General features: G+C 64.6%; 26 protein-coding genes and 1 tRNA gene. 18 read left to right on the plus strand and 9 right to left on the minus strand.

The features are described 5' to 3' along the window. Positions 1–14 precede the first annotated feature (14 nt). Together pyrG and kdsA are read left to right on the plus strand one after the other, a co-directional pair. Positions 15–1,655: a CTP synthase gene (gene pyrG / locus KAJ83_RS00545; RefSeq protein ID WP_210680070.1), complete on the plus strand. Its 1,641-nt coding sequence runs from the start codon at positions 15–17 to the stop codon at positions 1,653–1,655. A gap of 51 nt (positions 1,656–1,706) precedes the next feature. Further along, a complete protein-coding gene (gene kdsA, locus KAJ83_RS00550) occupies positions 1,707–2,555 on the plus strand; it encodes a 3-deoxy-8-phosphooctulonate synthase (protein ID WP_210680071.1) in 849 nt (282 codons plus the stop codon). Between the two features lie 9 nt (positions 2,556–2,564). On the opposite strand, the gene fabI is transcribed toward kdsA, so the two are convergent. The 3 genes from fabI to KAJ83_RS00565 form a co-directional block, all read right to left on the minus strand. Then, complete coding sequence (gene fabI / locus KAJ83_RS00555) at positions 2,565–3,326, minus strand: enoyl-ACP reductase FabI (protein ID WP_210680072.1); 762 nt, start codon at positions 3,324–3,326, stop codon at positions 2,565–2,567. A 62-nt stretch (positions 3,327–3,388) separates the two neighbouring features. Further along, positions 3,389–4,051, minus strand: a complete 663-nt coding sequence (locus tag KAJ83_RS00560; protein WP_210680073.1) for a DsbA family oxidoreductase — start codon at positions 4,049–4,051, stop codon at positions 3,389–3,391. 46 nt (positions 4,052–4,097) lie between these two features. After that, positions 4,098–5,456, minus strand: a complete 1,359-nt coding sequence (locus KAJ83_RS00565; RefSeq protein ID WP_210680074.1) for a diguanylate cyclase domain-containing protein — start codon at positions 5,454–5,456, stop codon at positions 4,098–4,100. A gap of 217 nt (positions 5,457–5,673) precedes the next feature. Between KAJ83_RS00565 and KAJ83_RS00570 the strand changes: the two genes are divergently transcribed. From KAJ83_RS00570 to KAJ83_RS00580, 3 genes are read left to right on the plus strand one after another with little or no spacing between them, the layout of a single operon-like run. Beyond that, a complete protein-coding gene (locus tag KAJ83_RS00570) occupies positions 5,674–7,317 on the plus strand; it encodes an acyl-CoA synthetase (protein ID WP_343221912.1) in 1,644 nt (547 codons plus the stop codon). A gap of 52 nt (positions 7,318–7,369) precedes the next feature. Next, a complete protein-coding gene (locus tag KAJ83_RS00575; protein WP_210680075.1) occupies positions 7,370–7,720 on the plus strand; it encodes an NIPSNAP family protein in 351 nt (116 codons plus the stop codon). Between the two features lie 22 nt (positions 7,721–7,742). Beyond that, complete coding sequence (locus tag KAJ83_RS00580; RefSeq protein WP_210680076.1) at positions 7,743–9,281, plus strand: phosphotransferase family protein; 1,539 nt, start codon at positions 7,743–7,745, stop codon at positions 9,279–9,281. Between the two features lie 51 nt (positions 9,282–9,332). On the opposite strand, the gene KAJ83_RS00585 is transcribed toward KAJ83_RS00580, so the two are convergent. After that, a complete protein-coding gene (locus KAJ83_RS00585; protein WP_210680077.1) occupies positions 9,333–9,842 on the minus strand; it encodes a response regulator in 510 nt (169 codons plus the stop codon). A 289-nt stretch (positions 9,843–10,131) separates the two neighbouring features. Here KAJ83_RS00585 and infA point away from each other — a divergent pair, with 289 nt between their 5' ends. Together infA and KAJ83_RS00595 are read left to right on the plus strand one after the other, a co-directional pair. Beyond that, the gene (gene infA / locus KAJ83_RS00590) at positions 10,132–10,350 is read left to right on the plus strand and encodes a translation initiation factor IF-1 (protein WP_210680078.1); all 219 of its coding nucleotides are present in this window, start codon (positions 10,132–10,134) and stop codon (positions 10,348–10,350) included. 95 nt (positions 10,351–10,445) lie between these two features. Next, a tRNA-Ser gene (locus KAJ83_RS00595) sits at positions 10,446–10,535 on the plus strand. Between the two features lie 218 nt (positions 10,536–10,753). Here KAJ83_RS00595 and KAJ83_RS00600 read toward each other — a convergent pair. Further along, positions 10,754–11,071 (minus strand): winged helix-turn-helix transcriptional regulator, encoded by a 318-nt coding sequence (locus tag KAJ83_RS00600; protein ID WP_343221913.1) that lies wholly within the window; start codon positions 11,069–11,071, stop codon positions 10,754–10,756. A 138-nt stretch (positions 11,072–11,209) separates the two neighbouring features. Between KAJ83_RS00600 and KAJ83_RS00605 the strand changes: the two genes are divergently transcribed. The 9 genes from KAJ83_RS00605 to KAJ83_RS00645 all read left to right on the plus strand — a co-directional run bounded on the left by KAJ83_RS00605 (position 11,210) and on the right by KAJ83_RS00645 (position 19,475). Next, positions 11,210–11,536, plus strand: a complete 327-nt coding sequence (locus KAJ83_RS00605; RefSeq protein WP_210680080.1) for a nuclear transport factor 2 family protein — start codon at positions 11,210–11,212, stop codon at positions 11,534–11,536. After that, complete coding sequence (locus KAJ83_RS00610; protein ID WP_210680081.1) at positions 11,533–12,315, plus strand: SDR family oxidoreductase; 783 nt, start codon at positions 11,533–11,535, stop codon at positions 12,313–12,315. The genes KAJ83_RS00605 and KAJ83_RS00610 overlap by 4 nt, the downstream gene beginning before the upstream one ends. Positions 12,316–12,638: 323 nt before the next feature. Beyond that, complete coding sequence (locus tag KAJ83_RS00615; RefSeq protein WP_210680082.1) at positions 12,639–13,214, plus strand: PAS domain-containing protein; 576 nt, start codon at positions 12,639–12,641, stop codon at positions 13,212–13,214. A gap of 89 nt (positions 13,215–13,303) precedes the next feature. Beyond that, positions 13,304–14,278 (plus strand): 2-hydroxyacid dehydrogenase, encoded by a 975-nt coding sequence (locus tag KAJ83_RS00620; RefSeq protein WP_210680083.1) that lies wholly within the window; start codon positions 13,304–13,306, stop codon positions 14,276–14,278. 362 nt (positions 14,279–14,640) lie between these two features. Continuing rightward, positions 14,641–15,774 carry a TRAP transporter substrate-binding protein gene (locus KAJ83_RS00625; RefSeq protein ID WP_210680084.1) on the plus strand — a complete coding sequence of 378 codons (1,134 nt, stop codon included), beginning with the start codon at positions 14,641–14,643 and terminating at the stop codon, positions 15,772–15,774. 149 nt (positions 15,775–15,923) lie between these two features. Continuing rightward, a complete protein-coding gene (locus tag KAJ83_RS00630) occupies positions 15,924–16,532 on the plus strand; it encodes a TRAP transporter small permease subunit (protein ID WP_210680085.1) in 609 nt (202 codons plus the stop codon). Beyond that, positions 16,529–17,884, plus strand: a complete 1,356-nt coding sequence (locus KAJ83_RS00635; RefSeq protein ID WP_210680086.1) for a TRAP transporter large permease — start codon at positions 16,529–16,531, stop codon at positions 17,882–17,884. Before KAJ83_RS00630 ends, KAJ83_RS00635 begins: the two co-directional genes overlap by 4 nt. Before the next feature lie 37 nt (positions 17,885–17,921). After that, positions 17,922–19,274, plus strand: a complete 1,353-nt coding sequence (locus KAJ83_RS00640) for an amidase (RefSeq protein ID WP_210680087.1) — start codon at positions 17,922–17,924, stop codon at positions 19,272–19,274. An 18-nt stretch (positions 19,275–19,292) separates the two neighbouring features. Beyond that, the gene (locus KAJ83_RS00645) at positions 19,293–19,475 is read left to right on the plus strand and encodes a hypothetical protein (RefSeq protein WP_210680088.1); all 183 of its coding nucleotides are present in this window, start codon (positions 19,293–19,295) and stop codon (positions 19,473–19,475) included. 132 nt (positions 19,476–19,607) lie between these two features. Here the strand turns inward: KAJ83_RS00645 and KAJ83_RS00650 are convergent, their stop codons facing one another. Then, positions 19,608–20,030, minus strand: coding sequence for a GlcG/HbpS family heme-binding protein (locus tag KAJ83_RS00650; protein WP_210680788.1), 423 nt, complete (start codon positions 20,028–20,030; stop codon positions 19,608–19,610). 62 nt (positions 20,031–20,092) lie between these two features. On the opposite strand from KAJ83_RS00650, the gene KAJ83_RS00655 reads away from it, so the two are divergent. After that, positions 20,093–20,416, plus strand: coding sequence for a hypothetical protein (locus tag KAJ83_RS00655; protein WP_210680089.1), 324 nt, complete (start codon positions 20,093–20,095; stop codon positions 20,414–20,416). A gap of 154 nt (positions 20,417–20,570) precedes the next feature. Here the strand turns inward: KAJ83_RS00655 and KAJ83_RS00660 are convergent, their stop codons facing one another. Then, positions 20,571–22,049 carry a PAS domain-containing protein gene (locus tag KAJ83_RS00660; protein WP_210680090.1) on the minus strand — a complete coding sequence of 493 codons (1,479 nt, stop codon included), beginning with the start codon at positions 22,047–22,049 and terminating at the stop codon, positions 20,571–20,573. 107 nt (positions 22,050–22,156) lie between these two features. Further along, positions 22,157–22,855 carry a Crp/Fnr family transcriptional regulator gene (locus tag KAJ83_RS00665; protein WP_210680091.1) on the minus strand — a complete coding sequence of 233 codons (699 nt, stop codon included), beginning with the start codon at positions 22,853–22,855 and terminating at the stop codon, positions 22,157–22,159. A 300-nt stretch (positions 22,856–23,155) separates the two neighbouring features. Between KAJ83_RS00665 and KAJ83_RS00670 the strand changes: the two genes are divergently transcribed. Beyond that, entirely contained in the window at positions 23,156–23,953 is a 798-nt protein-coding gene (locus KAJ83_RS00670; RefSeq protein WP_210680092.1) for a DUF502 domain-containing protein, read from the plus strand. A 65-nt stretch (positions 23,954–24,018) separates the two neighbouring features. Here KAJ83_RS00670 and ngg read toward each other — a convergent pair whose 3' ends face one another. Beyond that, positions 24,019–25,764, minus strand: a complete 1,746-nt coding sequence (gene ngg, locus KAJ83_RS00675; RefSeq protein WP_210680093.1) for an N-acetylglutaminylglutamine synthetase — start codon at positions 25,762–25,764, stop codon at positions 24,019–24,021. Between the last annotated feature and the right edge of the window lie 75 nt (positions 25,765–25,839).

A 25,839-nucleotide genomic window follows, 5' to 3' on the forward strand; every position in this document is an offset into this window, starting at 1 on the left:
TATGGTGGGGTTCCATGTCGACACGGTACATCTTCATCACCGGCGGCGTGGTGTCCTCCTTGGGGAAGGGCTTGGCCTCCGCCGCGCTGGGCGCGTTGCTGCAGGCGCGCGGCTATAAGGTCCGCCTGCGCAAGCTCGACCCCTATCTGAACGTCGATCCTGGCACGATGAGCCCCTATCAGCATGGGGAATGCTACGTCACGGACGACGGGGCGGAAACCGACCTGGATCTGGGCCATTACGAACGCTTCACCGGCGTGCCCGCCCGCCAGACGGATAACGTCACCACCGGCCGCATATATTCCGACATCATCGCGAAGGAGCGGCGGGGCGATTACCTGGGCGGCACGGTCCAGGTCATCCCGCATGTGACCGACGCGATCCGGGAGTTCGTCGTCTCCGACCTGACGGACGAGGATTTCGTGCTTTGCGAGATCGGCGGCACCGTCGGCGATATCGAGGGGCTGCCTTTCCTGGAGGCGATCCGCCAACTCGGCAACGAATTGGGGCGGGAGCGCACCTGCTATATCCACGTGACGCTGCTGCCTTTCATCGGCGCGGCCGGGGAACTCAAGACCAAGCCGACGCAGCATTCGGTGAAGGAACTGCTCTCCGTCGGGATTCAGCCGGATATCCTGCTGTGCCGCGCCGAGCGGCCCATTCCGGAAGGGGAACGGCGGAAGATCGCGCTGTTCTGTAACGTGAAGGAAAGCCGGGTCATCCCCGCGCTCGACGTCGATACCATCTACGACGTGCCGAACACCTATCACGCGGAAGGGCTCGATATCGAACTCTTGCGCTATTTCAAGGCGTTGCCGGAAGGGGATGAGGAAAAGGTCGACCTGTCCACCTGGGAGGACATCACCCAGCGCATCCGCCAGCCCGAGGGCCGTGTCCGCATCGCGGTGGTCGGCAAGTACACGGTCCTGCTCGACGCCTATAAATCATTGGCCGAGGCGCTGACCCATGGCGGCATCGCCAATAATGTGAAGGTGGAGCTTCAGTGGGTCGATTCCGAGATATTCGAGACGGAGGATCCGACCCCCCATCTGGACGGCGTCCACGCCATCCTGGTGCCCGGAGGCTTCGGCGAGCGCGGGGCCGAGGGTAAGATAAAGGCCGTCACCTTCGCGCGGGAACGCAAGGTGCCCTATTTCGGCATCTGCTTCGGCATGCAGATGGCGGTGATCGAGGCCGCCCGCTCGCTCGCTGGAATCGACAAGGCGGGCTCGACCGAGTTCGGCCCCTGCGCGGAGCCGATCGTCGGTCTGCTGACCGAGTGGGTGCGCGGCAATGTGCGCGAGACCCGCGCCGAGGGCGGGGACATGGGGGGCACCATGCGCCTGGGCGCCTATCCCTGCATGCTGGGGGAGGGGTCGCGCGTGCGCGAGATCTACGACGTGGCCGAGATTTCGGAACGTCACCGCCATCGCTATGAAGTCAATATCGCCTATAAGGAGCGGTTGGAGGCGACGGGCATGGTCTTCTCCGGCATGTCGCCCGATGGCGTGCTGCCGGAGATCGTGGAGCTTCCGGACCACCCCTGGTTCGTCGGCGTGCAGTTCCATCCGGAACTGAAGTCGAAGCCCTTCGCGCCGCATCCGTTGTTCGCCAGCTTCGTGGCCGCCGCCTTGCAGCAGAGCCGTCTCGTCTGATCCGCCGTCCTTCGCTAGGATGCGGTCGCCCGTGAAGGAGGGGCGCCACCCATGAGCCTGTCGCCGCACCGCATATCGCTCGGCCCGGTCGAGATCGCCAACGACCGGCCCTTCACGCTGATCGCCGGCCCCTGCCAGATGGAGAGCCGCGAGCATGCGCTGATGACGAGCCAGCGGCTGAAGGATATCTGCGGGCGCCTCGGTATTCCGCTGATCTACAAGACCAGCTACGACAAGGCCAACCGCACCAGCCTCAAGGGAAAGCGCGGGGTGGGGCTGGAGGCGGCGATGTCCGTCTTCGACGAGATCCGGGAGACGCTGGGCCTGCCCGTCCTGACCGACGTGCATGAACCGGGACAGTGCGCCGTCGTCGCGCCGCATGTGGATGTATTGCAGATTCCGGCCTTCCTGTGCCGACAAACCGACCTTCTCGTCGCGGCGGCGGCGACCGGCAAGGCCGTCAATGTCAAGAAGGGCCAGTTCCTCGCCCCGTGGGACATGAAGAACGTGGTCGATAAGCTGGAAGCCTCCGGCTGTTCCGACGTGCTGGTGACGGAGCGCGGGGTGAGCTTCGGCTACAACACGCTGGTCAATGATTTCCGCGCCCTGCCGATCATGGCGGCGGAAACCGGCAAGCCGCTGGTTTTCGATGCTACCCATTCGGTGCAGCAGCCGGGCGGGCAGGGGACGGCCTCCGGCGGCAAGCGGGAATTCGTGCCGGTCCTGGCCCGCGCGGCGATCGCGGTGGGCGTCGCGGCGGTCTTCATGGAAACGCACGAGGACCCGGACAACGCGCCCAGCGATGGCCCGAACATGGTGCCGCTCGACAAGATGGAGGCGCTATTGGCGGATCTCATGGCATTCGACCGCCTGGCGAAGGCACGGCCCATCACGCTCTGACGGACCCGCTTACCCCAGCGTATTGTAGCCGTTGTCGACGAAGATCGTCTGGCCGGTGATATGCCGGGATTTGTCGGAAAGCAGGAAGGCGGCGGCTTCCCCGATCTGTTCGATCGAGACGAGCGAGTGGATCGGCGCTTCCCGCGCGGCCTTCTCCATCAGCGCGTCGAAATGGCTGAGACCCGAGGCCGCGCGCGTCGCGACCGGGCCCGGGGAAAGCGCATTCACCCGGATTCCCCGTGACCCAAGATCGTGCGCGAGATAGCGGACGGAGGCCTCCAGCGCCGCCTTGACCGGCCCCATCAGATTATAGTTCGCGATCACCTTCTCCGCGCCGTAATAGCTCATGGTCAGGATCGAGCCGCCGTCGGCCATCAGAGGTTCCGCGCGGCGCGCTAGACGGATCAGGGAATGGCAGGAGATGTCCATCGCCGTCCGGAACCCCTCGGCGGAACTGTCGACGACCCGGCCCTGGAGATCCGCCTTCGGGGCGAAGGCGATCGAGTGGAGCAGGAAGTCGAGACGCCCCCAATGCGCCTCGATCGCGGCGAAGACCGCTTCGGTTTGCTCCGGATCGGTGACGTCGAGCGGCAGGTAAAGCGGGGCGTTCACCCGTTGAATCAGCGGCTCGGTGAAACGGCGCGTCTTCTCGTTCAAATAGGTGACGGCCAGTTCGGCTCCCTGGGCATGCAGGGCCTCGATACAGCCCCAGGCGATGGATTGATCATTGGCGAGGCCGACGATCAGCCCCCTGGTCGGCGTACTGCTCATGCCACGCGTGGTCCTTCGGCGTTCACATGGTGAAAATCAGGCGATCCAGGTGAATCGGCGCTTTATCCGCTTGATTGCGGTTCGGTCTCTATTCGCTCTTGCCGGGCCATGTCGAAGAGCGGCAGGAAGCTCTCCGGTTCCTGGGCGCCGGAGAGTGCGTATTTCCCGTTCACGATGAAGCAGGGAACACCGCCGATGCCGATACGTCGCGCGTAATTATCCTCCGCCCGGATTTCGTCGGCATAGTCGTCACCGTCGAGGAGGGCGCGCGCTTCCTCCTCCGCCATGCCGGCGGCGGTCGCGCGCTCGATGAGAACCGCGCGGTCACCGATATCGCGCGCCTGAAGGAAATAGGCGTCGAACAGGGTTTCCACCAAACGTTCGGCGACCTCCGACCCGATATGCTGGGCGTGGCGGATCAATCGGTGGGCGGCCAATGTGTTCGGCGTGCGGGGGATCGAGTCGAAATCGAAGGGGATACCCACATCCTCGCCCACGCGCCGGATATGGCCATAGAGTTCATGCGCCCGATCCGGTCCGCCGAACTTCACATTGAGGTAGGTTTGCCGGTCCATGCCGCCGGACGGCATGTCGGGGTTCAACTGGAACGCCCGCCAGCGCACGGTGACGCTCACGCCCGGACGCAGTTTACGCGCGGCGTCGAGGCGCTTCTTGCCGATGAAGCACCAGGGACAGATCGGATCGGAGAAGATATCTATCTGCATGGTCTCAGTATGGGGGCTCGCGGGCGCGATGATAAGGGGCGATCCGTCACAGGCACGCGCGGCGCGCCCGTTCGATCATGCGGTCCGCATCATCTCCATCGCCGGCGGCGACCACGCCGACGCTGGGCCAGACGCGAATCGGTTCCATCACCTCCTCGGTCAGGTGGAATTCGGACTGATGCAGGATGCCGGCGATTCGGTGAAGTACGCGCTCCGCCTCGGCGATCGATGTTTCCGGCATGAGGATCGCGAAACCGTTCGCGTCCATCCGGCAGACGCAATCCTCGATTCGCGTCATGCCGGTGATCCAGGCGGCCATTTGCTGCATTAGGATACGCGCGGCTTCGTCGCCATGTGTGTCGCGCACCCCCTCGGCATTGTCGATTACCGCGAGGCCGAGGGAAAGCATGCCCTCGCGCACCGCGCGGGCCTGCAACAGCCTTGCCAGATGCTCCTCCATGAAGGCCGGGCCGTAGACCCCGTTCAACTCCACGTCGGCCGTTCCGGAAGACAGCGTCGCCTTGAAGGGATCGCGCATCGTCCATCGCCAGCGCTGCCGGTTCACCAGCATATGCATATAGGGGATGAAGCCGGTCGAGGGGGTGGGCACGACGGGTTCGTTCAGCACGATACTGACCCCGGCTTTGTAGAGGGTCTCCGACGCGGCATCGTCGATCGCCGGACCGACGATCAGGGTCGGCAGGTTGAATAGGCGCGGGTTGGCGCGAATATGGGCGGCCAGGGAGGCGGCGCGCGCGATATCGCGCGGTCCCTCGACGCCGATTATGGCGGCATCGACGCGTTCGTCATCGATCCGTTCCCCGGCACGGAAGGCGCTGCGTTCCGGAATCGCGTGGAAGCCGGCCATCAGCAGGGCCTGTTGCAGATCGGTCAGGATCGCCCCGTTCTCGCACACCGTCATGATGCGGGGGCGCAGCGCGTAGTTCCGGCTGAATCCGGTGGGGTCGACATCCACGCCGAACCGGCCCGCGCTTTCGACTCGCCGGGAAAGTTCCGTCTGCATTACGGACGCGCGGACCAGGCGCGGCAGCCGGGCGGCGATTTCCTTCGTCGCGCTGTCGGCGGGAAGAAGATCGTCGACACCCGCGGCAAGCGCGCCGTCGCGCATCCGCCGGTCCGTAGCGTCCGTCAGGATTATCGGAATGGCCGCCGTGATGGGGTCATGCTTCAAGATGTCGACGAGGTGAAGAGCCTCCGCGTCCTCCGCTTCGCCGTCCGAGGCGATCAGGATCACGTCCGGCGCCCGCGTGCGCGCCTGTTCCGGCAGGGCGGCCCGGTCGCTCACAGCAAGACAGCGATAGCCAAGCGCGTGCAGGGCGCCCTGGCGCGCCTCCACCCGTTCGGGCGACGGGTCGCCCAACAGGATCAACCCATGTTTGCTCATCGCGCTTTTCGCCCCGCTTCCAGATCCGTCTTCCAAGATCCGTGACCGCATGGTCGGCCGCGACTTGACCTGATGCGCCGATCACGGGACAAACTCTACCGTTCCGCCGGGCCATTGAAAGCCCAATCGGAGCCGACGTCAGCCCCCTAATCCCCGGGGTCACGAACGAGAGTGGGGCCGAGATAGAGCCGGGGCCAAGAACAGGGAGACACGATTCGTGAGCGAATCCGAGAGTATGTATGATCGCGACCTAGACCGGACTCCGGCCAATTTCGTGCCGTTGTCCCCGATCAGCTTCCTGGAGCGGGCGGCCAATCTCTATCCCGATCGTGTCGCGATCATCCACGGCGCGCGGCGGATCACCTATGGCGAGTTCCTGAAGCGTGTGCGCCGCTTCGCCTCGGCGCTCGCCAAGCGCGGGATCGGCAAGGGGGATACGGTCAGCGTCATGGCCCTCAACACTCCGGCGTTGCTGGAGGCGCATTACGCGGTGCCGATGGTGGGCGCGGTGTTGAACGCGATCAATACGCGGCTCGACCCGGCGACGGTCGCCTTCATCCTGACCCATGGCGAGGCCAAGGCGGTCTTCACCGACCGTGAACTGAACCCTATCATGGGACCGGCGCTGGAGCAGTTGGACAGGAAGCCGGATTTCGTCGTCGATATCGACGATGCGGAAGCCGCCGAGGGTGAGTTCGTCGGCGAGATAGAATACGAGGCATTCCTGGAACAGGGCGATCCCGATCACCCGATAACCCTGCCGGCGGATGAATGGGATTCGCTCTGCCTCAACTATACCTCCGGCACCACGGGCAACCCGAAGGGGGTCGTCTATCATCACCGCGGCGCCTATCTGAACGCGCTGTCCAATGCGATGACCTTCAACCTGACGCGTGAATCGGTCTATCTCTGGACCTTGCCGATGTTCCACTGCAACGGCTGGACCTATACCTGGGCCGTGACGGCGGCTTGCGGCACGCATGTCTGTCTGCGCAAGGTCGATCCGGCGAAGATCTTTCCGATGATCGCGGAACATGGCGTCACCCACATGTGCGGCGCGCCGATCGTGTTGACCATGCTGATCCATGCGCCCGGGGAGCAGAAGCGCACCTTCCCCCAGCGGGTCGAGGTCGCGACCGGCGGTGCGGCGCCGCCCTCGGCGGTTATTTCCAAGATGGAGAATATGGGCTTCAACGTCACCCATCTCTATGGCATGACGGAATGCTACGGTCCCGCGACCGTCTGCGCGTGGCAGGACGATTGGGACGATATGGAGCTGGAGGCGCGCGCCGCCCGGATGGCCCGCCAGGGCACGAACATGGTGGCGGTTGCCGGCTATCGCGTGGCCGACGAGGAAAGCTTCGAGGACGTACCGCGCGACGGCAAGACGGTCGGCATGCTGATGCTGCGCTCGAACACCGTCATGAAGGGCTATCTGAAAAACCCGGAGGCGACGCGCGAGGCGCTGCGCAACGGGTGGCTTTCGACCGGCGACCTAGCGGTGATGCATCCCGACGGCTATGTCGAGATCAAGGACCGCGCGAAGGATATCATCATCTCCGGCGGGGAGAACATATCCTCCCTGGAGGTGGAGGAGGTGCTCTACAAGCACCCGGACATCGTGGAGGCCGCCGTCGTCGCCGCGCCACACGAGAAATGGGGCGAGACGCCCGTCGCCTATGTCACGCCCAAGCCGGAAGCGGTGGGGCGGCTAACCGCCGATGCGGTCATCGATTATTGCAAGGAGCACATGGCGCGGTTCAAGGCGCCGACGCGCATCGTCTTCGGCCCGCTGCCCAAGACCTCTACCGGCAAGATTCAGAAATTCGTGTTGCGCGAGCAGGCGAAAGAGACAGGCTAGGCTCGGTTCCCATGCCCGTCCCGCTCACAGAGGTTGGAAGGATACCGCATCCATGATCGTCGATCACCGTACCTATACGCTGCATCCGGGCAAGTTGCCGGCCTTCCTCAAGGTCTATCGCGAGAAGGGCTATCCCGTTCAGTCGAAGCATCTGGGCAAGCCGGTCGGGTGGTATCTCTCGATGGATATCGGGGAACTCAATCAGGTGGTTCACATGTGGGCCTATGACGATCTGAACCAGCGCGCGGATCGTCGCGCGGCGTTGAACGCCGATCCGGATTGGCAGGCTTATCTCGCCGAGGCGACCCCCTTCGTGCAGCATATGGAGAACAAGATCCTGACCGCCGCGCCCTTCTTCGAGGACCCGCCGGCGGTGCCCGAGGCGTTCTCCGAGTCCGAGTGACCGGGCCGGAACGGGCGGGCCCATGGATCTGTCCGACCTGAAGCGTCTGGGGCATCGATCCGGCACTGGCGGGTGGGGGCTTGGCGGCCTTCATGAGACAGGGCTGGAGGAGGTGCGGCCCGTCGGCGTCGGCGGTCCGTGGGCGGCTTCCGGGACGCGCGCTTCCGATGCGGGAGAACCTGGGAACAGCACTGCCATCGCGGCGCTGATACGTGACGCGCTTTCGGCCGATCAAGTCGTCGTCCGTGAGGTGTCCGCGCTGACGGGCGGCGCGATTCATGCCCATCACGCGATCGATCTTCGGGCGGAGGGGGGGACGGTTCCCGGCGACAGCGCCTGGGTGATCCGGTTCCCCGCCGATCCTTCCTTTCGGATCGGCCATCCGCCGGATGTCGAGGCCGCGGTCATGCGCCGCGCGGCACGCGTCGGCGTGCCGGTTCCCGAGGTTTTGAAGACGGGGCAGGCACGCGCGCCGGGGTCGGTGGCGATGGACCGTCCCTATCTGATTATGCGTCGCGTGGTGGGGCGCGCCGTGGCGTCGGAACTGGTGGGGCTTGGGACGGCTGATGGGGTGCGTGTCGGGCGACGGGCCGGCGAGGTGCTCGGCCGTCTGCATGGAATCGCGCCCGACGCGGGCGTGGTCGACGGCCTTATACCCCCGCCGGAGGACCCGGCGGGGGCGCGGCTCGCGAATCTGAGCCGCGCCCTGGACGCGACGGGGGCGGTGGAGCCCGGCCTGGAATGGGTGCTTGCCTGGCTGACCCGAAACCGCCCCGCGCCGGTCCCACCGCGTCTCGTTCATGGTGATTTCCGTAGCGGCAACCTGATGATCGACGGTGGATCGGGGAAGGCCCGCCTCGTCGCGGTGCTGGATTGGGAGTTCGCACGCTGGTCCGATCCGCATGAGGATCTGGGCTGGCTCTCCGCGCCGTGCTGGCGCTATGGCCGGCGCGACAGGCCGGTTGGCGGCTTCGCGGACTGGGCGTCGTTCGAGGCCGGATATCGCGCGGCCGGCGGCGTGGCGATCGAGCCCGCGCGCCTGCGCTTCTGGCAGGTTCTCGCGCTCTTGAACTGGGCGATCATCGCGCTCGGCCAGGCGGGGCGCTTCCGGCGGGATAGGCCCGAAACCCTCGATCTGGGGTTAACCGGTTGGCGGCTGCCCGAACTCTTGTTCGAGATGTTGCGCGCCACGGCGCCGGAGGCACGGGCGGAGGGGGCGGATGCGCCACCGCCCGCCTCGGATGCGGTCGTGTTGCCGGCTCCGGTGCCGGGCGTGGAGGATTTACTCCACGCGGTACGGCGGGCGCTGTCGAACGGGCTTCCCGCCGGACCGGAGGAAATGGGACTGCTGATCAACGCCATCGGCATCGCGGAGCGGGCGACGGCGGCGGGCGGCATGGCACGGGCCGGCGCGGATTGGGGCGACCGGGCCCGATCGATCCGACGGGACGGCATTCCGGCGGGGCGCTCGGCTGCCCATCACGGGCGCCTCCTGGCGGAAACCCGGGCGCGGCTCACGCTCGCCAATCCGCGTTATTTGATCGCGCTCGGCTTGGATTGACGGGTGGGGCGAGGGAGAGCGCGGGCGGAGAGAACGGCCCCGACGAAGGGGTCAAAGATCGATCATGTCCGCCTGGGCCCGGCGTTCGCGACCGTCATAGCCCGCGCCCTTGCGGCGGCGTCTGTCGGGACCGATGAAGCCGCGGGCGCGCACGAAGGGGCGCGGCCGCTCGATGATGGCGACGATTCGGTCATAGACGGCCCGGGCGGTCACCGGCTTGGCCAGGAATTCGGTGACGCCCGCATCGCGCGCGGCGGCGACATGATCGGTCTCGGAATGGCCGGTCAGCATGATGATCGGTTGGAAGGGGTCGATTCCGCAGTCGCCGCGCCGTACCAGGCGGGTGAATTCAAGCCCGTCCATCGGCTCCATCAATAGATCGGCGATGACGATATCGATTTCCCACCCGCTTGCCTGCAGGGTGTGAAGCGCTTCATGGCCGTTCGCGGCGTGGTGGATATTGCGGACGCCGAAGCCGAAAAGCACATCCTTGATAAGGCGCTTCATCAACATGTCGTCGTCGATGAGCAGAATGGACAAGCCACTAATGTCGTAGGCCATCGCTCGGGTTCCCGTCGACGCTGGTTACTGGGTGCCCCTCCCGTGTCCGGCGTCCGTCCAGGGACGGAACTATACCGCGTCGTCGCGCGCGGTGGAACCATGCGCGACGAACGATCCGACAACCGGATTGGAGCGGCCGCACCCTGCCATATGACGGGGCGTCGGCCAATGGCCCTTGTCATTCTGGGTCGTATGTCGCATATGGGGGCCGGTTCGAGGGGCACGGTCGCATCGCATGCGGCCCGATCCCTTCGAAACCGATTCTAGCCAGCCGATGGACGGAGCGTTTATGTCGAAGGAAGAGCTGATCGAGTTCAAGGGCGTCGTGACGGAAAAGCTTCCGAACGCCATGTTCCGTGTCGAACTCGAGAACGGCCATCAGATCATCGCTCACACGGCGGGTAAGATGCGCAAGTTCCGCATCCGCGTCATGGTCGGGGATCAGGTGGATGTCGAGATGACGCCCTATGATCTGACCAAGGGCCGCATCACCTTCCGCCACAAATAACCCGCCGCTCCACGCTCCCTTGCGCGCGAACGGATGCCGCGGCTAGGCTCCCGGCGCGCCGTCATCGGGGCCGGTATTTCCGGTGCGGGCGTTACGGATGGGTGGCCGAGTGGTTGAAGGCAGCGGTCTTGAAAACCGCCAGGGGTTCACGCCTCTCGTGGGTTCGAATCCCACCCCATCCGCCATTTTGCATATCTCACGGCAACTCGCTTCGCTCGTGCCTCCGATGGGGCGCGCTGACCGCGCGGCGCCCGGTCGGGCGCTTTGCGAAGCGTTTGAGCCTTGTCCCGCCGTCTCCGCCAATCCCCATATCCCACGGCACTTCGCGTCGCTCATGCCCCCGATAGGGGGCTGGCCGGCTGCGAGGATATCCATTGATCATACCCGAGGGCGCACCGGGTTCTCATGTATCCGGAAGAGAGGTCGTAGGCGCCATTTCCTCGCGCCGCGCGGCCCAGGACAGCAGCGCGTCTAGGGCCGGGCATAGCGCCTGCCCCCAGTCTGTGAGGCCGTATTCGACCTTTGGCGGCACTTGATGGTGAACGATGCGGCGCACGATGCCATCGCTTTCCATCTGTCGAAGCTGCTGGATCAGCATCTTCTGGGACACGGCGGGAATGGCCCGCTCAAGCTCGGAAAATCGCATGACGTTGCCGCCGAACAGGTGGAACAGAATAATCAGCTTCCACCGCCCCTCGAGCAGCTTCAGGACGTTCTCCACGCCCTCGGCCGCCGTCTCGCGCGTATAGGGGTGATCTGCCTTACCTTTTGGTAAGTACCTTACTTTTTTGTCCGTTCTTGTCATTCAGTGAGGCTAAGGCGACTTATTCTCCCGAACAACGGAAATCGGAGAGTCGTCATGTCGATCACCCTGCCGGAACCTGTCGCGGCCTATTTCGCCGCCGACCGTAAGGACGGCGATGCCGTCGCCCATTGCTTCACCGAGGACGCCGTCGTCACGGATGAGCGCCGGACCCATGTCGGCCGCGACGCCATCCGCCGGTGGCGGGCGGACGCATCGGCGGCGTTCAGTTACACCGTCGCCCCCTTCGCGGTCAGCGAGGAAGGCGGCCAGACCGTGGTCACCGCCCATGTCTCGGGAAACTTTCCGGGCAGCCCGGTCGATCTGCGCTACGCCTTCGTCCTGGAAGGCGACCGGATCGCGCGATTGGAGATAACGCCATGAGTTTCGATCTCGGCTTGCGGGGCGCGCGCGCCCTGGTAACGGGCGGGACGAAGGGGATCGGCGCGGCAGTGGTCGAGACCTTGAAGGAGGCCGGGGCCCATGTGGTGACGACCGCGCGCGGCGTGCCGGCCGGCGCCACGGACGGTGTCCGGTTCATTGCCGCCGATATCTCGACCGCCGAAGGGTGCGCCGCCGTCGCTGCGGGCCTGTTGGATCGTCTCGGTGGCGTCGACATTATCGTGCATGTCGTGGGCGGTTCGTCCGCGTCCGGTGGCGGGTTCGCGGCGCTGGACGATGCGGAATGGTCAAGGGCATTGGACGTGAACCTCATGCCGGCCGTGCGGCTGGACCGTGCGCTCTTGCCTGGAATGATCGCGCGTGGCTCGGGCGTGATCGTGCATGTGACCTCTATCCAGAGTCGTTTGCCGCTTCCGGAGTCGACGACCGCATATGCGGCTGCGAAGGCCGCCCTTTCGACCTATAGCAAGAGCCTGTCCAAGGAGGTCGCGCCGAAGGGAATTCGGGTGATGCGGGTTTCGCCCGGCTGGGTGGAGACGGAGGCGGCGGAGGCAATGGTCAAGCGCCTGGCAGAAAAGGCGGCCACCGATTACGAGGGCGGCAAGCGGATCGTCATGGAGTCGCTGGGCGGAATCCCCCTTGGCCGTCCAGCCAGCCCGGCCGAGGTCGCGGATTTGGTCGCGTTCGTCGTCTCCCCGCGCGCGGGCGCGGTGACCGGTGCCGAGTTCGTCATGGATGGCGGCACGGTCCCGACCGCGTAATAGCATGGAGGCCGATGAACAACGGGTTCAGTGAAACCTGACCAAATCGGTGCGTGCCGTTTCAGGGCACCAATTTCAAATCGCTGGGGTGCCCGCCACTCTCACTCTTATGGCCGGTGGGCTTATGGCCGGTGGGGATGCTTGGTGTCGTCGAAGGATTTGGTCGGCAGGCGCGCCGGCCTCGCGTGCGCGCTTGCTCCCTCGGGACGGGGCGGTATCGATGCCGTCGTTTCTGGTCAATCCCGTCGTCACCGTCTTTCAAAGCGGGCGGCGCTCCCCTAGGCTTGAACCGGGAGGGGCACGACGAAAAGGCTGATATATGGATGGTGTCCCAGGATGAAACACTGGCAGCCCTGCGCGCGATCGCGCAGGCGGGCCGGGATATCCCATCGGATTGGCTAAGTGGTCAGGCGACGCATGCGCTCGCGATCGAGCCGGCCGTCCAGGCCGCCGGTTTCGCGCGCACTCATGACCGCCTGATGGCCGCGATGCGCGACGGCGCGATCGACTGGCGGCGGTTCGATATCGCGGAGTTCGTCGATATCATGCCGTCGCTCGCCTATCTCGACCGGGTCGAGACGGATGCGGGCGCGGATTTCCGATATCGTTTCGTCGGGGAGGGGATCAATGCCGTGGCACGCCGACCGCTTCGCGGCCTGCTGTTGAGCGAGGTGCTGACAGGCACCGCGGCACGACAGATTATCGCGGAATATGAACGCGTGATCACGGATCGGGCGCCGCGTGCCAGCGCCGGCCGGGTCGTGGTCTCGGACATGTCCTGGATCAGCTATTTGCGGCTGCTCTATCCGGTTCGCACCGGAGAGCGCATCGACCGATTGCTGCTCGTCATGCTATTCGCTACCGACAAGAACGCGTGGGGAGCCGGGCCGCCCCGATAGGCACGGAGGGCCACCCCGACCGATCCGCGCGGCCAAGGTAGCCGGGGCCATAACGGGCCCGGGACGATAAAATACAAAGGGAGTATCCGATGAGCGACAAGCCGGTGCTGTTCGTCACCCGCAAGCTGCCCGACGCGGTCGAGGCTAGAATCCAGCGTGACTTCGATGCGATCCTCAACCCGGATGACCGGCTCTACGGCCCCGAGGATCTGATCGACATGTCCGCCAAGGCGGATGCGATCATGCCCTGCCATTCGGAGCATTTTACAGCGGATGTGATCCGGCGCCTGGATGGACGCGTCAAGGTGATCGCCAATTTCTCGGTCGGTTACGACCATGTCGATGTCGCCGCGGCGAAGGAAAAAGGGATCGTCGTCACCAACACACCCGATGTGTTGAGCGACGCGACCGCCGAGATCGCGATGCTCTGCATGCTGGGTGCCGCGCGCCGGGCGACGGAAGGCGTCGGGCTGGTCCGTGAAGCCGGGTGGAAGGATTGGAGCCCGGCCTTCATGGTCGGACGGCAGGTGACGGCCAAGCGATTCGGCGTGATCGGCATGGGCCGCGTCGGCCAGGTGACGGCCAAGCGTGCGCGGGGCTTCGACATGGCGGTTCACTATACCAAGCGCTCGCGCCTCGATTCGGAGGTCGAACATGCGCTGGGCGCCACCTATCATGAAACCATCGAGGATTTGCTGCCGCATTGCGACGTCCTCTCGCTGCATTGTCCCGCGACGCCCGATACGAAGGGGCTGTTGAACGCGGAGCGCATTGCCTTGTTGCCGGAGGGGGCGATCGTCGTGAATACCGCGCGCGGCGCGATTATCGATGATGCGGCTTTGATCGCCGCCTTGAAGAGCGGGCATGTCGGGGCCGCCGGACTTGACGTCTATAATGGTGAACCGCGCGATATCGCCGAGGAGTACCGCCGCCTGCCGAACGTGTTCGGCCTGCCTCATATCGGCAGCGCGACGGAGGAAACGCGGATCGCGATGGGCAACCGTGCCCTCGATAATCTCGATGCTTTCTTTCGGGGCGAGGCGCCGGGCGACCGGGTGGCCTGACAGTGGGGGGAGATTTCGCCGGGGGATTTCAAGGATTTCCGAGATGATGGCCGGGAATGCCGATGAATTGCGTCAACTCTATTGACGCGGTAACACGTTGTCCCTAGCGTTGGTATTACCATTGCAGGCCGGTCGCGTAAGAACCGGTGGAAGGCGAGCGCCGTTAACGGTGCCGTGGAACGGGGAGACGTGGCGGATTAGGTCCGCGTCATAAGAATTATTCCCCAAAACCAAGGGGTCGACGACACGGGTCCGTAAAAAGGGCGCGGTCGGCGGCCAGACAAGAATGGGTCACGTCGTGTCGTCATGCGAAGGCGACAGCGCGGAATGGGCCCAAGAATGAACGCTTACGGGAGGATGTAATGTCCAAGAGCACGAAGAAGTCGGAAAGCGGCGTTTCGCGTCGCAAATTTCTGCGCGGCGGCGCCGTCGCCGCGGCGGCCGCGCCGGCCGCGATGCTGTCCGCCCCGCATATCGCGAAGGCGGCGACGACGCTGAAGGTTCAGGCCGCCTGGGGTGGTGGTATCTTTCTGGAATTCGCGCAGGATTACGTCGATCGCGTGAACAAGATGGCCGGCGGTGCGATGAAGATCGACCTGCTGGGCGTCGGCGCGGTCGTGAAGACGGCCGAGATGCAGACCGCCGTGCATAACGGCGTGCTGGACGGCGCGCATCTGGTGACGGCCTATTGGTATTCGAAGAGCCCGGTCGCCTCGCTTTTCGGTACCGGCCCGTGCTTCGGCTGGACCGCGAACGAGATGATGGGCTGGGTCCAGTATGGTGGCGGCCGTGAGCTTTATAACGAGTTGATGCACGACATGCTGGGCCTCGATCTGGTCGGCTTCTTCTCCGGCCCGATGCCGGCGCAGCCGCTCGGCTGGTTCAAGGAGCAGATCACCGACGCCGCGCAGATGCAGGGCCTGAAGTATCGGACCGTCGGCTTGGCCGCGGACGTGCTGCAGGAGATGGGCATGTCGGTTGTTCAGCTTCCGGGCGGTGAAATCCAGCCGGCCATGAAGTCCGGCCTGATCGACGCGGCCGAATTCAACAACCCGACCGCCGACCGCGACTTCGGCATGCAGGACGTCTCGAAGCATTACCATCTGGGCAGCTTCCACCAGTCCCAGGAATCCTTCGAGATCATCTTCAACAAGACGCTCTTCGATAATCTGTCGGAGGAGCAGCGGGCGATTCTCGAATACGCGTCCGAGGCCGCCTCGACCGACATGGCCTGGAAGGCGATGGAGCGGTATTCGCAGGATCTCGTCGCGCTGCGCGAGGAATTCGGTGTCAATGTCTATCGCACGCCGGACGCCGTGATGAAGCAGCAGCTCGAGGCCTGGGACGTCGTCGTCGACCGGATCAGCAGCGAGGATCCGTTCTTCGCGAAGGTCGTCGAGTCGCAGAAGAACTGGGCGCAGCGTCACGGCGCCTACGCGCTTCAGAACGCGCCGGACTATCGCGCGGCCTACGAGCACTATTTCGGCGCTCTGTAGGACCGCTGGCCGGCCGCCCGCGCGGGCCGTCGGCACGGTCGATCCACCGGGGGGCGGCGCCAGGGACGGCGTCGCCCCTCGCGGCGTGCTTCCGGGCATGCCGTTCCGCCGGACTCCGGCTCACACCGCGTTGAACGGGATTTCGTCCGATGACCCGTATAATGTATTTCATCGATGGGTTGAGCGCTTGGACGGGCAAGGCATTCGCCTGGTGCATCGTCATCCTGACGCTCTCGACCTGCTATGAAGTGTTCGTCCGCTATGCGTTGAATGCGCCGACCGTCTGGGCCTTCGATATGAGCGTTCAGATGTATGGCGCGCTCTTCATGATGGCGGGTGCCTACGCGCTCGCGCAGGATGCCCATGTGCGCGGCGATGTCGTCTATCGACTGCTGCCGATCAAGGCGCAGGCGGGCATCGACCTCACGCTCTATATCCTGTTCCTCGCGCCGGGTGCGCTGGCGCTGATCTATTACGGGGCCTCGTTCGCCGCGGATAGCTGGCGTTACAACGAGGTGAGCTGGAGCTCGCCGGCCCGTATCCAGATCTACTTCTTCAAGACGCTCATTCCGATCGCCGGCGCGCTGGTGCTGCTGCAGGGGATTTCGGAAGCGGGGCGTTGCGTGAAATGCATCCGAGACGGTTTCTGGCCGCCTCGGTTGAGCGATGTTCAGGAAACGGAAACCGTCATGATGCATGAACAGGCCGATCTCGAAGAGACCGACCATAAGCCGGGCGCAGGGGAGAACCGGCAATGACCGATCCGCAAATCGCCCTCCTGATGCTGGGTCTGTTCATCTTCGTGGTGCTGCTCGGCTTTCCGATCGCTTTCACCCTGGTCGCCATGGGCCTCGGGTTCGGCTACTACGCCTATTACGACCCGCTGCGCATGCAGACGATCTTCGACAATCGAATATTCGATCTGTTCGTCCAGAATACATTCTCCGTGATGTCCAACGAGGTGTTGGTCGCGGTCCCATTGTTCTTGTTCATGGGATATGTGGTCGAACGGGCGAATATCGTGAACCGGCTGTTCTTCAGCTTCCAGCTGGCCGCGCGGCATCTTCCGGGCTCGATGGCGGTGGCCGCGCTCGCCACTTGCGCCGTGTTCGCGACGGCGACCGGTATCATCGGCGCGGTCGTGACGTTGATGGGAATGCTCGCCTTCCCGGCGATGATGGAAGCGCGCTACAACATTCGCTTCGCCTCCGGCGTGATCTGCGCGGGTGGGTGCCTCGGCATTCTGATTCCGCCCAGCATCATGCTGATCGTCTATGCGGCGATCGCGGAAATCTCACCGTTGCGGCTCTATGCCGGTGCGCTGTTCCCGGGTTTGATGCTGGCCGGTTTCTACATGATCTATGTGGTGACGCGGGCGGCCTTGAATCCTTCGCTCGCCCCGAAACCGAAGGCGGAGGACATTCCGCTCACGACGGTCCTCTCGGAGTTGGGCAAGAGCTTCGTGCCGCTCTTCGTGCTGATCCTCTCGGTGCTGGGCGCGATCCTGATGGGGCTCGCAACTCCGGCGGAGGCGGCCGCGGTCGGTGCCGCCGGCGGGTTGCTGCTGGCCTTCATCTACCGTTCCCTCAGTTGGGAACGGTTGAAGGAATCGGTCTTCCTGACGGCGAAGACCTCGGCGATGGTGTGCTGGCTCTTCGTCGGAAGCTGGACCTTCGCGGCCGTTTTCTCCTATCTGGGCGGCCACGACATCATCAAGGAATGGTTCCTGCACCATGATCTCAGTACGGTCGGATTCCTGGTGCTGGCGCAGACGACCATCTTCTTGCTGGGCTGGCCGCTGGAGTGGACGGAGATCATCATCATCTTCGTGCCGATCTTCCTGCCGATGCTGGCGACCTTCAGCGTGGAACCGCTATTCTTCGGCATGTTGGTCGCGCTCAATCTGCAGACCTCGTTCCTGACGCCACCCATGGCGATGGCCGCCTATTATCTGAAGGGCGTGGCACCGTCCTATGTGAAGTTGACCGACATCTTCTCGGGGATCATGCCCTATCTGGCGATCGTGATCTTCACGATGGTGTTGCTGTACAACTTCCCGGGGATCGCTCTGTGGCTACCGGAGTATCTATTCGGTCCGCCGAGCTATTGATCGGGCCATTCGGCCGATGGAGTAGAGGTGTTTGGTGATGGCGGCGAAGCAGGCCGAGCAGTTGAATTTCTCCGCGGTCGAGACCGCGCGCGCGATCCGGGCCGGGGAGGTCACGGCCGAGGAGGTGACACGCGCGTGCCTCGACCGTATCGAGGAGATCGAACCGACGATCCATGCTTGGGCCCATCTGGCGCCCGAGGTGGCGATGGAACAGGCCCGGCAGGCGGATGCGCGTCGCCGGGCCGGGAAGACCACCGGTCCACTTCACGGCGTGCCGGTCGGGATCAAGGACATCCTCGATACCAAGGATTTCCCGACCGAATACGGCACGCCGATCCATGCCGGGCGCCGCCCGGCGGAGGATGCCACGGCGGTTGCCCTGCTGCGGCAGGCAGGGGCGGTGATCCTGGGGAAGACGGTCACCACGGAATTCGCCACCATGCACCCCGGGCCGACGGCCAATCCGCATGATCCGTCGCGCACGCCGGGCGGGTCGTCCAGCGGGTCGGCGGCGGCGGTGGCCGCGGGGATGGTGCCGGTCGCGATCGGCACGCAGACCAATGGGTCCGTCATCCGGCCCGCGTCCTTTTGCGGTGTCGTCGGCTATAAGCCGAGTTTCGGGCTGATCCCGCGTCACCGGGTGCTGAAGCAATCGCCGCCGCTCGATCAAATCGGCAGTTTCGGGCGCACGGTGGAGGATGCGGCGCTGGCTGCGCAATGCGCCATGGGCTTCGATTCGCGTGATCCGGCGAGCCGACCCGTCGCGGTGCCCGATCTCTGGGGCTTGTGTGCGTCCGAACCGCCGATGCCGCCCACGCTCGCGCTCTTCAAGGGGCCGGTCTGGGACCAGGCGGAAGCGACGACGCACGAGGCGTTCGAGGAGTTAGCCGAATTTCTCGGCGATGGCGCGGGCGAGGCCGAGGTCGCGCCGGTCTTCGGCGAGGCGGCGGAACTCCACCGGAGAATCATGGAAGCGGATATCGCGAAGAACTATGCGGCCGATTATGGCCGGGCCCCGGATCGGTTCAGCGAGGTTTTGTCCGGCATCATAGAACGGGGCAGGGAGGTTCGCGCGGTTGACTACAATATCGCGATGGACCGGATCGACCTGTTCGCGCGTTCGCTTGAACCGCTTTTCGAGGAATATGACGCCCTGTTAACTCCCGCCGTCGCGGGCGAGGCCCCGATGGGGCTGGATAGTACCGGAAGCCCGGCCTTCTGTACGCTATGGACCTACTGCGGCATGCCGGCGGTCTCCTTGCCCATCCTGCATGGGCCGGCGGGGATGCCGCTCGGCGTTCAACTCGTTGGTCGCCGGGGCGATGACGGCAAGCTTTTGCGCACCGCGCGCTGGTTGATGGACAAGGTCACGGCCGAGGCCGAGGCCTGATCGAGAAGGAACGACGTCATGGGCAATATCCTTACCGGACTGTTCGCGATCACGGTTTTCCTGTTGTTCGTCGGGGGGCTCGCGGAATCGATCGGCGCGTTACCGTTCATCCTGATCGTGGTCTTCGTCAGCGTGCTCGCGGTCGTCGCGCTGTGGGAGGAAATCCGGGGCGATATCCTGCGCTGGCGCGGCAAATCCTGATACCGCGCCCGGCTTCCAAAGGGGGCGTTCACGCGCATGGAATTCGTTCCCCCTTCCGGGATCGAGCTTGAATACGGGGTGGGGACGGGCAGCCGGCAGGTCAGCTCGATCGCCGCCCGTCCCCGATATCCATCAGCTTCGCGCTTCCCATGCGGCGATACCGGCGTCGGCGCATTGGATATCCTCTTCCGGTTTGCCGCCACTGACGCCGATCGCGCCAACGAATTCCCCGTCGACCACGACGGGGACGCCACCGCCCACGAGGCTGAACCGCCCGCCCATCGCGGTGTTCATGCCGTTGGCCAAGTTACCGGGCTGGCAGGCCGCGTTATGAGCCTCCGTGGATTTCCGGGAGATGGCGGCGGTAAAGGCCTTGTCCTGGGCGAGGTGGGTGGACAGTGCCTTGCAGCCGTTGATCCGTTCGAAGGCGATCAGAAAGCCGGAGTCGTCGACGACCGCGATACACATCGCGACACCAAGAGCATTCGCCTTTTCCGTGGCGGCCTTGATCATCACGCGGGCGTCGTCGAGATCCAACCTTTTGATGGTCAGCATGGGCACTCTCCTCCTATAAGGGCCGTGTCGGCCGAAACATTCATCGCAGATTACTAGACCGCATGATCGAGTCCATAAAAGCCTATCTGCGCGTGCCCTTCTCCATGATCGTTTGGGTGATGGAGACCTATGCGGCGAATCGCGAACGTCTCGCCCGGTTCATGGCGCGTCCCTTGGTCGCGCGTATCTTCAAGGGGGCGGTGCTTATAACCTTCCTCGCCTGGCTGGGGATTGCCTTTCTGATCGCGGATGATGAGGCGGGGGGGCGCCTAGAGGATGCCGTCCGGACCTATGTGCCGCAGGCCGTCGATTGGGGATTGATGGACGAGGCGGGCGCGCCTGAGGATGGCGCGAAGCCCACGGGCGGGACGTCCGGTACCGAATAGCGGTTATATGCCAATCTTGTCGATCATGACCCATGAGGATCGTTCACCTCCCTCCTGAATGGACGGGGGAGGATAAGTGGCGCCAGGCGACGCGGCAGCGCGCGGAGAACCCGGGCGGGACGTCCCCATGGGTCATGATCAACAAGAGTTGGTATTAGTCCTTAAAAAGTTCGGGGAAAATCGCCGGACCGCCGATGCAGATATCCGGCACGTCCTTGAGCGCCAGCGCCGTGCTCGTATCGCTTACGCCATTCACATAGAGGGAGACGGAACGCGTGGCGCAGAGCCGGGCGATCTGGCGGAAGTCCCGGGCCGCCGCCGTCGGATCGTCCCCGAATCGGCTTTCGGGCACCCGGATGAACTCCAGGCTGTCCGTCTTTGCGATCAGGCGTTGCAATGCGCTCGACGTGGCGAGGTCCGTTCCATCCACGATCGTTCGGCTGGCATGGCAGAAGACGGCGGCGAACCGTTCGCCGTCCCTGGGGGAAAGCCGGCCTACGCCGGTGGCCAGCACCAGTACGTCCTCTCGGAAGCTCTCGACCGCGCGGCGTCCCAGGCGGGCCAGCATCGTCGCGTCCATGGCGACGCAAGCCGGGACGCCTCGTTCCACGGCAACCGCGCTGGCCTGTTCCATGCGTATCGCGAGGAGGTCCCCGGCCATTCGGATTTCGCCCTTGGTCGGCGTTTCGCCGATGGCGTTCATCGCGCCGTGGAAGGTCAGCAGGGCAAGCCGGGGACGGCCGTCGTCCGTCGCGTGCGCGATCTCCAGATCATAGCGGGGACCGGCACCCGGCCCCGTCAGGTCGGTTGCGATGGCGGTACGCGCCTCGCCGGCCGATAACATGGTTCCGTCGGGCATGGTGAAAGCCGCGAAGCGAGCCGCCGTGATCGTCGATTCGATCAGGTCCAGCTTTTCCTGCACGTCGAGATCGGCGTCGGAAAGGTCGATGCCCGCGCGCCCGACCGCGAAGGAGGGGCCTGCCGCGCGCGAGGCCTTGGTCGACGCCGCCTCGGCATCGAAATCCGTGCCATGCAGGACCGAGACCGTGTTGCGGTCGACGCGGAAGCTTGTCGCGCGACCGGCCGCCGTCCGGTGGACGGATTTCGCCATACGCTCCGCCGCGGCGACGATGGCGTCCACGTCGGTTTCATCGCCTGCCTCGATATCGAGGGAGAAGATCGACAGGGTCGGGCTGTCATATCGATCCCCGCGCAGCCCGTCCTCCACCTCCTCCAGGATGCCGGACAGGTCGTTGATCCCATCGGTCTCGAACGTACCGAGCGTGAGCGCGTCGCCCTCGTCCCGCATGGCGTGGAGTTGAACACGGCGGGCGCGGGCCGCCCGGTCATGGGATGCGATCTTCACCCGAAAGGGCACGACATTCCCGCCGTGATCGTTGAAGCCAACTCGGTCCTCGTAGGAACCGCCATTGGTCATCACGGTTTCGACCGCGTCGCTCGCCAACCAGATATCGTCCTCGCTCACGAGATCATAGAGGCTGATCCCTTGGAGCGCGGCCGGCGAGAGGCCGAGTGTCTCGTAGGTTCGGCCGATGCATCGCAGGATAGTGCCGGCCTCATCGATATCCATGACGAAAGTGGCACCGGCCTCGACATCAGCTAGGGCGATCATGGCAATATCCGTGCGGTTGCAGGGCATCAGGAACGGCGGTCCGGCTTCCCGGCCCCGCTCCGGGGTGAATATCGCTCCGCGCGGTAAAGGAATGGTTACGGGGGCGGTCAGTCCCCCCGAAACTCCTCCACCATATCCTGTAGAATCGTGAGATCGCTGATCTCCAGGATGTTTCCCTTGCGTTTTACCAGGCCCTTGCGCGCGAGGTCGCTCATCACCCGCGCGACGGTCTCGCGCGTGGTGCTGACACGGCTCGCGATCTCACCATGGATGGGGACCGGGCTGATGATCGCGCGGTCACCTTCCTGATCGCTTTTCTTGGCGAGGCGCAGGATCTCCGCATAGACTCGGTTGTTCGCGCCGAGCGTGCTGAGATCCATGATTCGTTCGACGGAAATACGGATGATCCGCGCCAGACGCCGCATCAGGCGCAGGGCGATGTCCGGCTTGGCTAGCAGCATGTCTTGAAAGGCGGCCGGGCTCATGCTGGCGACGGTCGTCGGCGTGATGGCGACGATGTTGGCCGAGCGCCGCTCCCCGTCAAGCGCCGCCAGTTCACCGAATATCTGACCCGCCTGGATATCATCAAACGTTACTTCGCGCCCGGAAATCGAATAGTTCACGACGCGAACGGTGCCGCGTGTCACGAAGAAAACGTCTTTGGACTCATCCTGAAAGTCGATGATTTGCTCTTGCGGTGCATAATTACGCCATCTGCAACGCGCCTCGATATCACTGAGCGTGTCCGCGTCCAGATCGCTAAAAATCGTGATGTCCGCGAGAGACCGCTGATCGGTGTCAGCCATGCGCTGAAAATCCTCCGCCCCTTATACGCCGGCGCCATTTTATCGAATGGGAACGGACGAAGCGAGCCGCTTGTCGGTCGATGACCGGCGGCCCGTTCGACATGGTCGACCATTTCCACATGTGGGCTTGATTGGGCTTGATCACGGCCTGGTCGCGGGCTTTCCCCCGATACAACGCTTCCCCAGAGGCCCCGTGTTCCCTATATATCAGTCGGGGTTTTCGCGGGTGCAGCAATCGCGGCGGTTCTATCCGGGGTATATGGATATCTTGGTCCCGGGACCGGCCGGCGGGAGGAATGAGTGACCAAGGACAAGGGCGAAAAATCAGCACATGGCGTTGGGTTTCTCGCCCGGTTGCGGGCGTATTTCCTGGCCGGTGTGCTGGTCACGGCACCGATCGGTATCACCGCCGCGCTCGCTTGGTGGGTGGTCGAGTTCATCGACAGTCAGGTCGTGCCGCTGATTCCGGATCGTTACAATCCGGATACCTATTTCCGGGATTATCTGGGGGTCAGCTTCGGCCTGCCCGGGCTGGGGCTGGTCGTGCTGGTCGTCGTGATCTCGCTGATCGGGTTCCTGGCTGCGGGGCTGGTCGGGCGCTGGGTTTTCGGATTGGGAGAGAAGCTGCTGGACCGGATGCCGGTGATCCGCAGCCTCTACAAGCTGACCAAGCAGATCTTCGAGACGGTGCTTCGCAATCAGTCCGACGCCTTCCGGCAGGCGGTTCTGGTCGAATATCCGCGCCGCGGGCTCTGGGCGATCGCCTTCCTGACCGCCGGCACGAAGGGGGAGATTAGAGAGAAGCTGGCCCGCGACCACGTCAATGTCTTCCTGCCGACGACTCCGAATCCGACCTCCGGCTTTTTGCTGTTCGTGCCGAGCGATGAGTTGATCGTGCTCGATATGCCGGTGGAAGACGCGGTGAAGCTTGTCATTTCCGCCGGTATCGTGACGCCGGGATTGGCCGGCGCGGACGAGGCCGCCACGCGCGAGCCGAGGGCGACGACGGAGAAGGCGCCCCGGACAGGTTCGAAACTCCGAACGCGGGGTGAGATGGAGGCGGAAATCGCCCGTTCAAAGCCGCATGAGGAGGTGTGACCGCATATTTTCCAGCATGATTAAGAACATAAAGTTTTCCATATAATATATTGAAATATGATGGATTACCTTCCACCGCGACGCGTTGTTTGTGGGAACAGCATATCGACGAAGCGCGCGGCGGCCGGTTGCGGTTGGTGATGCGCCAGGCTCGGTCTGGGATCGGCGCCGATCAGCGCGAAGTCGGGCTCCGTCGGATTGTCGACCATGAAATCGATACCCACGACCGGCGCTCCCAGCATGCGCGAGGCGGTGGTTGCCGCATCCACCAACTGATGGTGCATCATCGCGGTCACGTCGTGGATTGTTCCACCGAAACGCAGGTTGGGCGTTCGGCGGACCCGCAGGATTTCGCCGTCTCCCGGCACGCCGTCGAGGCTGTAGCCGGCGGCTAGGATGCAGCCCCGCGTCTCCTCGTCCCAGGGGATGCGACTTTCCCCGCCGGTGGCGGCGGCGCGGCGGCGGCTCTGGACCTCCACCAGTTGGCGCACGCTGGCCCGGCCGTTGCCGACGATCTCCGCCGGGCGTCGCAGGGCGCCGGCGATCACCCGGTTCTCGATCACCAGCACGCGCAGATGGTCGCCCGGCAGCATCTCCTCCAGCAGGACACGGGGGGATTGCGCGCCGATCTCCGCCACCGCGTGCTCCAACGCGTCGAGATTGGCGATATCGACCATCACCGGCGCATGGGAGGATCGACGCGCCGGCTTGGCGATGATCCTGCCGTTGCGTTCCAGGAAGGCGCGCTCCTCGTCGGGATCGCCGGCCTCGATCTGCTCGGGCACCGGCAGGCCGGCGCGGATGAAGAGGCGTCGGGAGAGTTGCCGATCCTCGCAGCGCCGCTCCGCCAGCGCGCTGGTGAAATCGCTCAAGGATTCGTCGCAGCAGATCGCCCGCCCGCCGAACGTCAATTGGAACAGGCCGCTCTCGCTGTCCTCGATCTCGACCGCGATGCCGCGCCGGCGGGCCTCGCGGATGATGACCTCGGCATCCTGTTTCAGGCGGTCGCGGGGCTCCGGCGCGGTATAGAGCGGTTCGTTGAAGGAATTCCGGCATTTGACGGAGAAAAGAGGAATCCGTTCGAAACCGAGCTTTTCATAAAGCGCGATGGCCGGCTCGTTGTCGTGCATGACGGAGAGGTCGAGGAACCGACGCTCGCGCGCCTGGAAATGTTCCGCCAGCGCGCGGATCAGTGCTTCCCCCACGCCCGGAAGCTGGCCGTGCGGATCGACGGCCAGGCTCCACAGGCTCGCCCCGTGCTCCGGTTCGTTGAAGCAGAGCAGATGGTCGAGGCCGGTTACCGTGCCGAGCGCGGCGCCGGTCGTCCGATCCTCCGCGACGAGATGGACGATGCGGTCGCTCTCCAGATTGGCCATGAAGCGCTCGATCGGTGCCTGAACCATGCCGCAGGCGGAATAGAGCCGGTTGATCTCCTGGGCATCACGCTTGGAGCGCATCGGGCGGACCGTGAAACCGTGCTGGACCTCGCCGCCGGGCCGATATGCCGAAAGGTCGAGGCGGTAGGTGTGGGACGGGTCGAGGAACAGCGATTCCGGTGCCGCCGCGAGCACCAGATGAGGGTCGCGAACATAGATCGCGATATCGCGCTCGCCGTCGCGTTCGGCCAGCAGGGTCTCGGCGATCCGCTCCGCCGATTCGAAGCTGTGGGAGAATAGCACGCGGCCCCAGCCGAGCGAGACCACGGCCTCCTCGTCGGGACCGTCATCGGGGGCGCCACCGCCTTGCGGGGAGGGCGCGCGGTCTTCCGTCGTCGCGACGGTGGGCCGCGTTGGGTGGGTCGTGCCGGTCATATCCTGTTCGATGTGTCCTCGATCTTCCGGGGTTGGGGACGCTCCTGTCCGCCCGGGTCGTTCGGGGCCCTTGAT

It is taken from the genome of Marivibrio halodurans (assembly GCF_017963645.1).
GTDB lineage: Bacteria > Pseudomonadota > Alphaproteobacteria > UBA8366 > Aestuariispiraceae > Marivibrio > Marivibrio halodurans.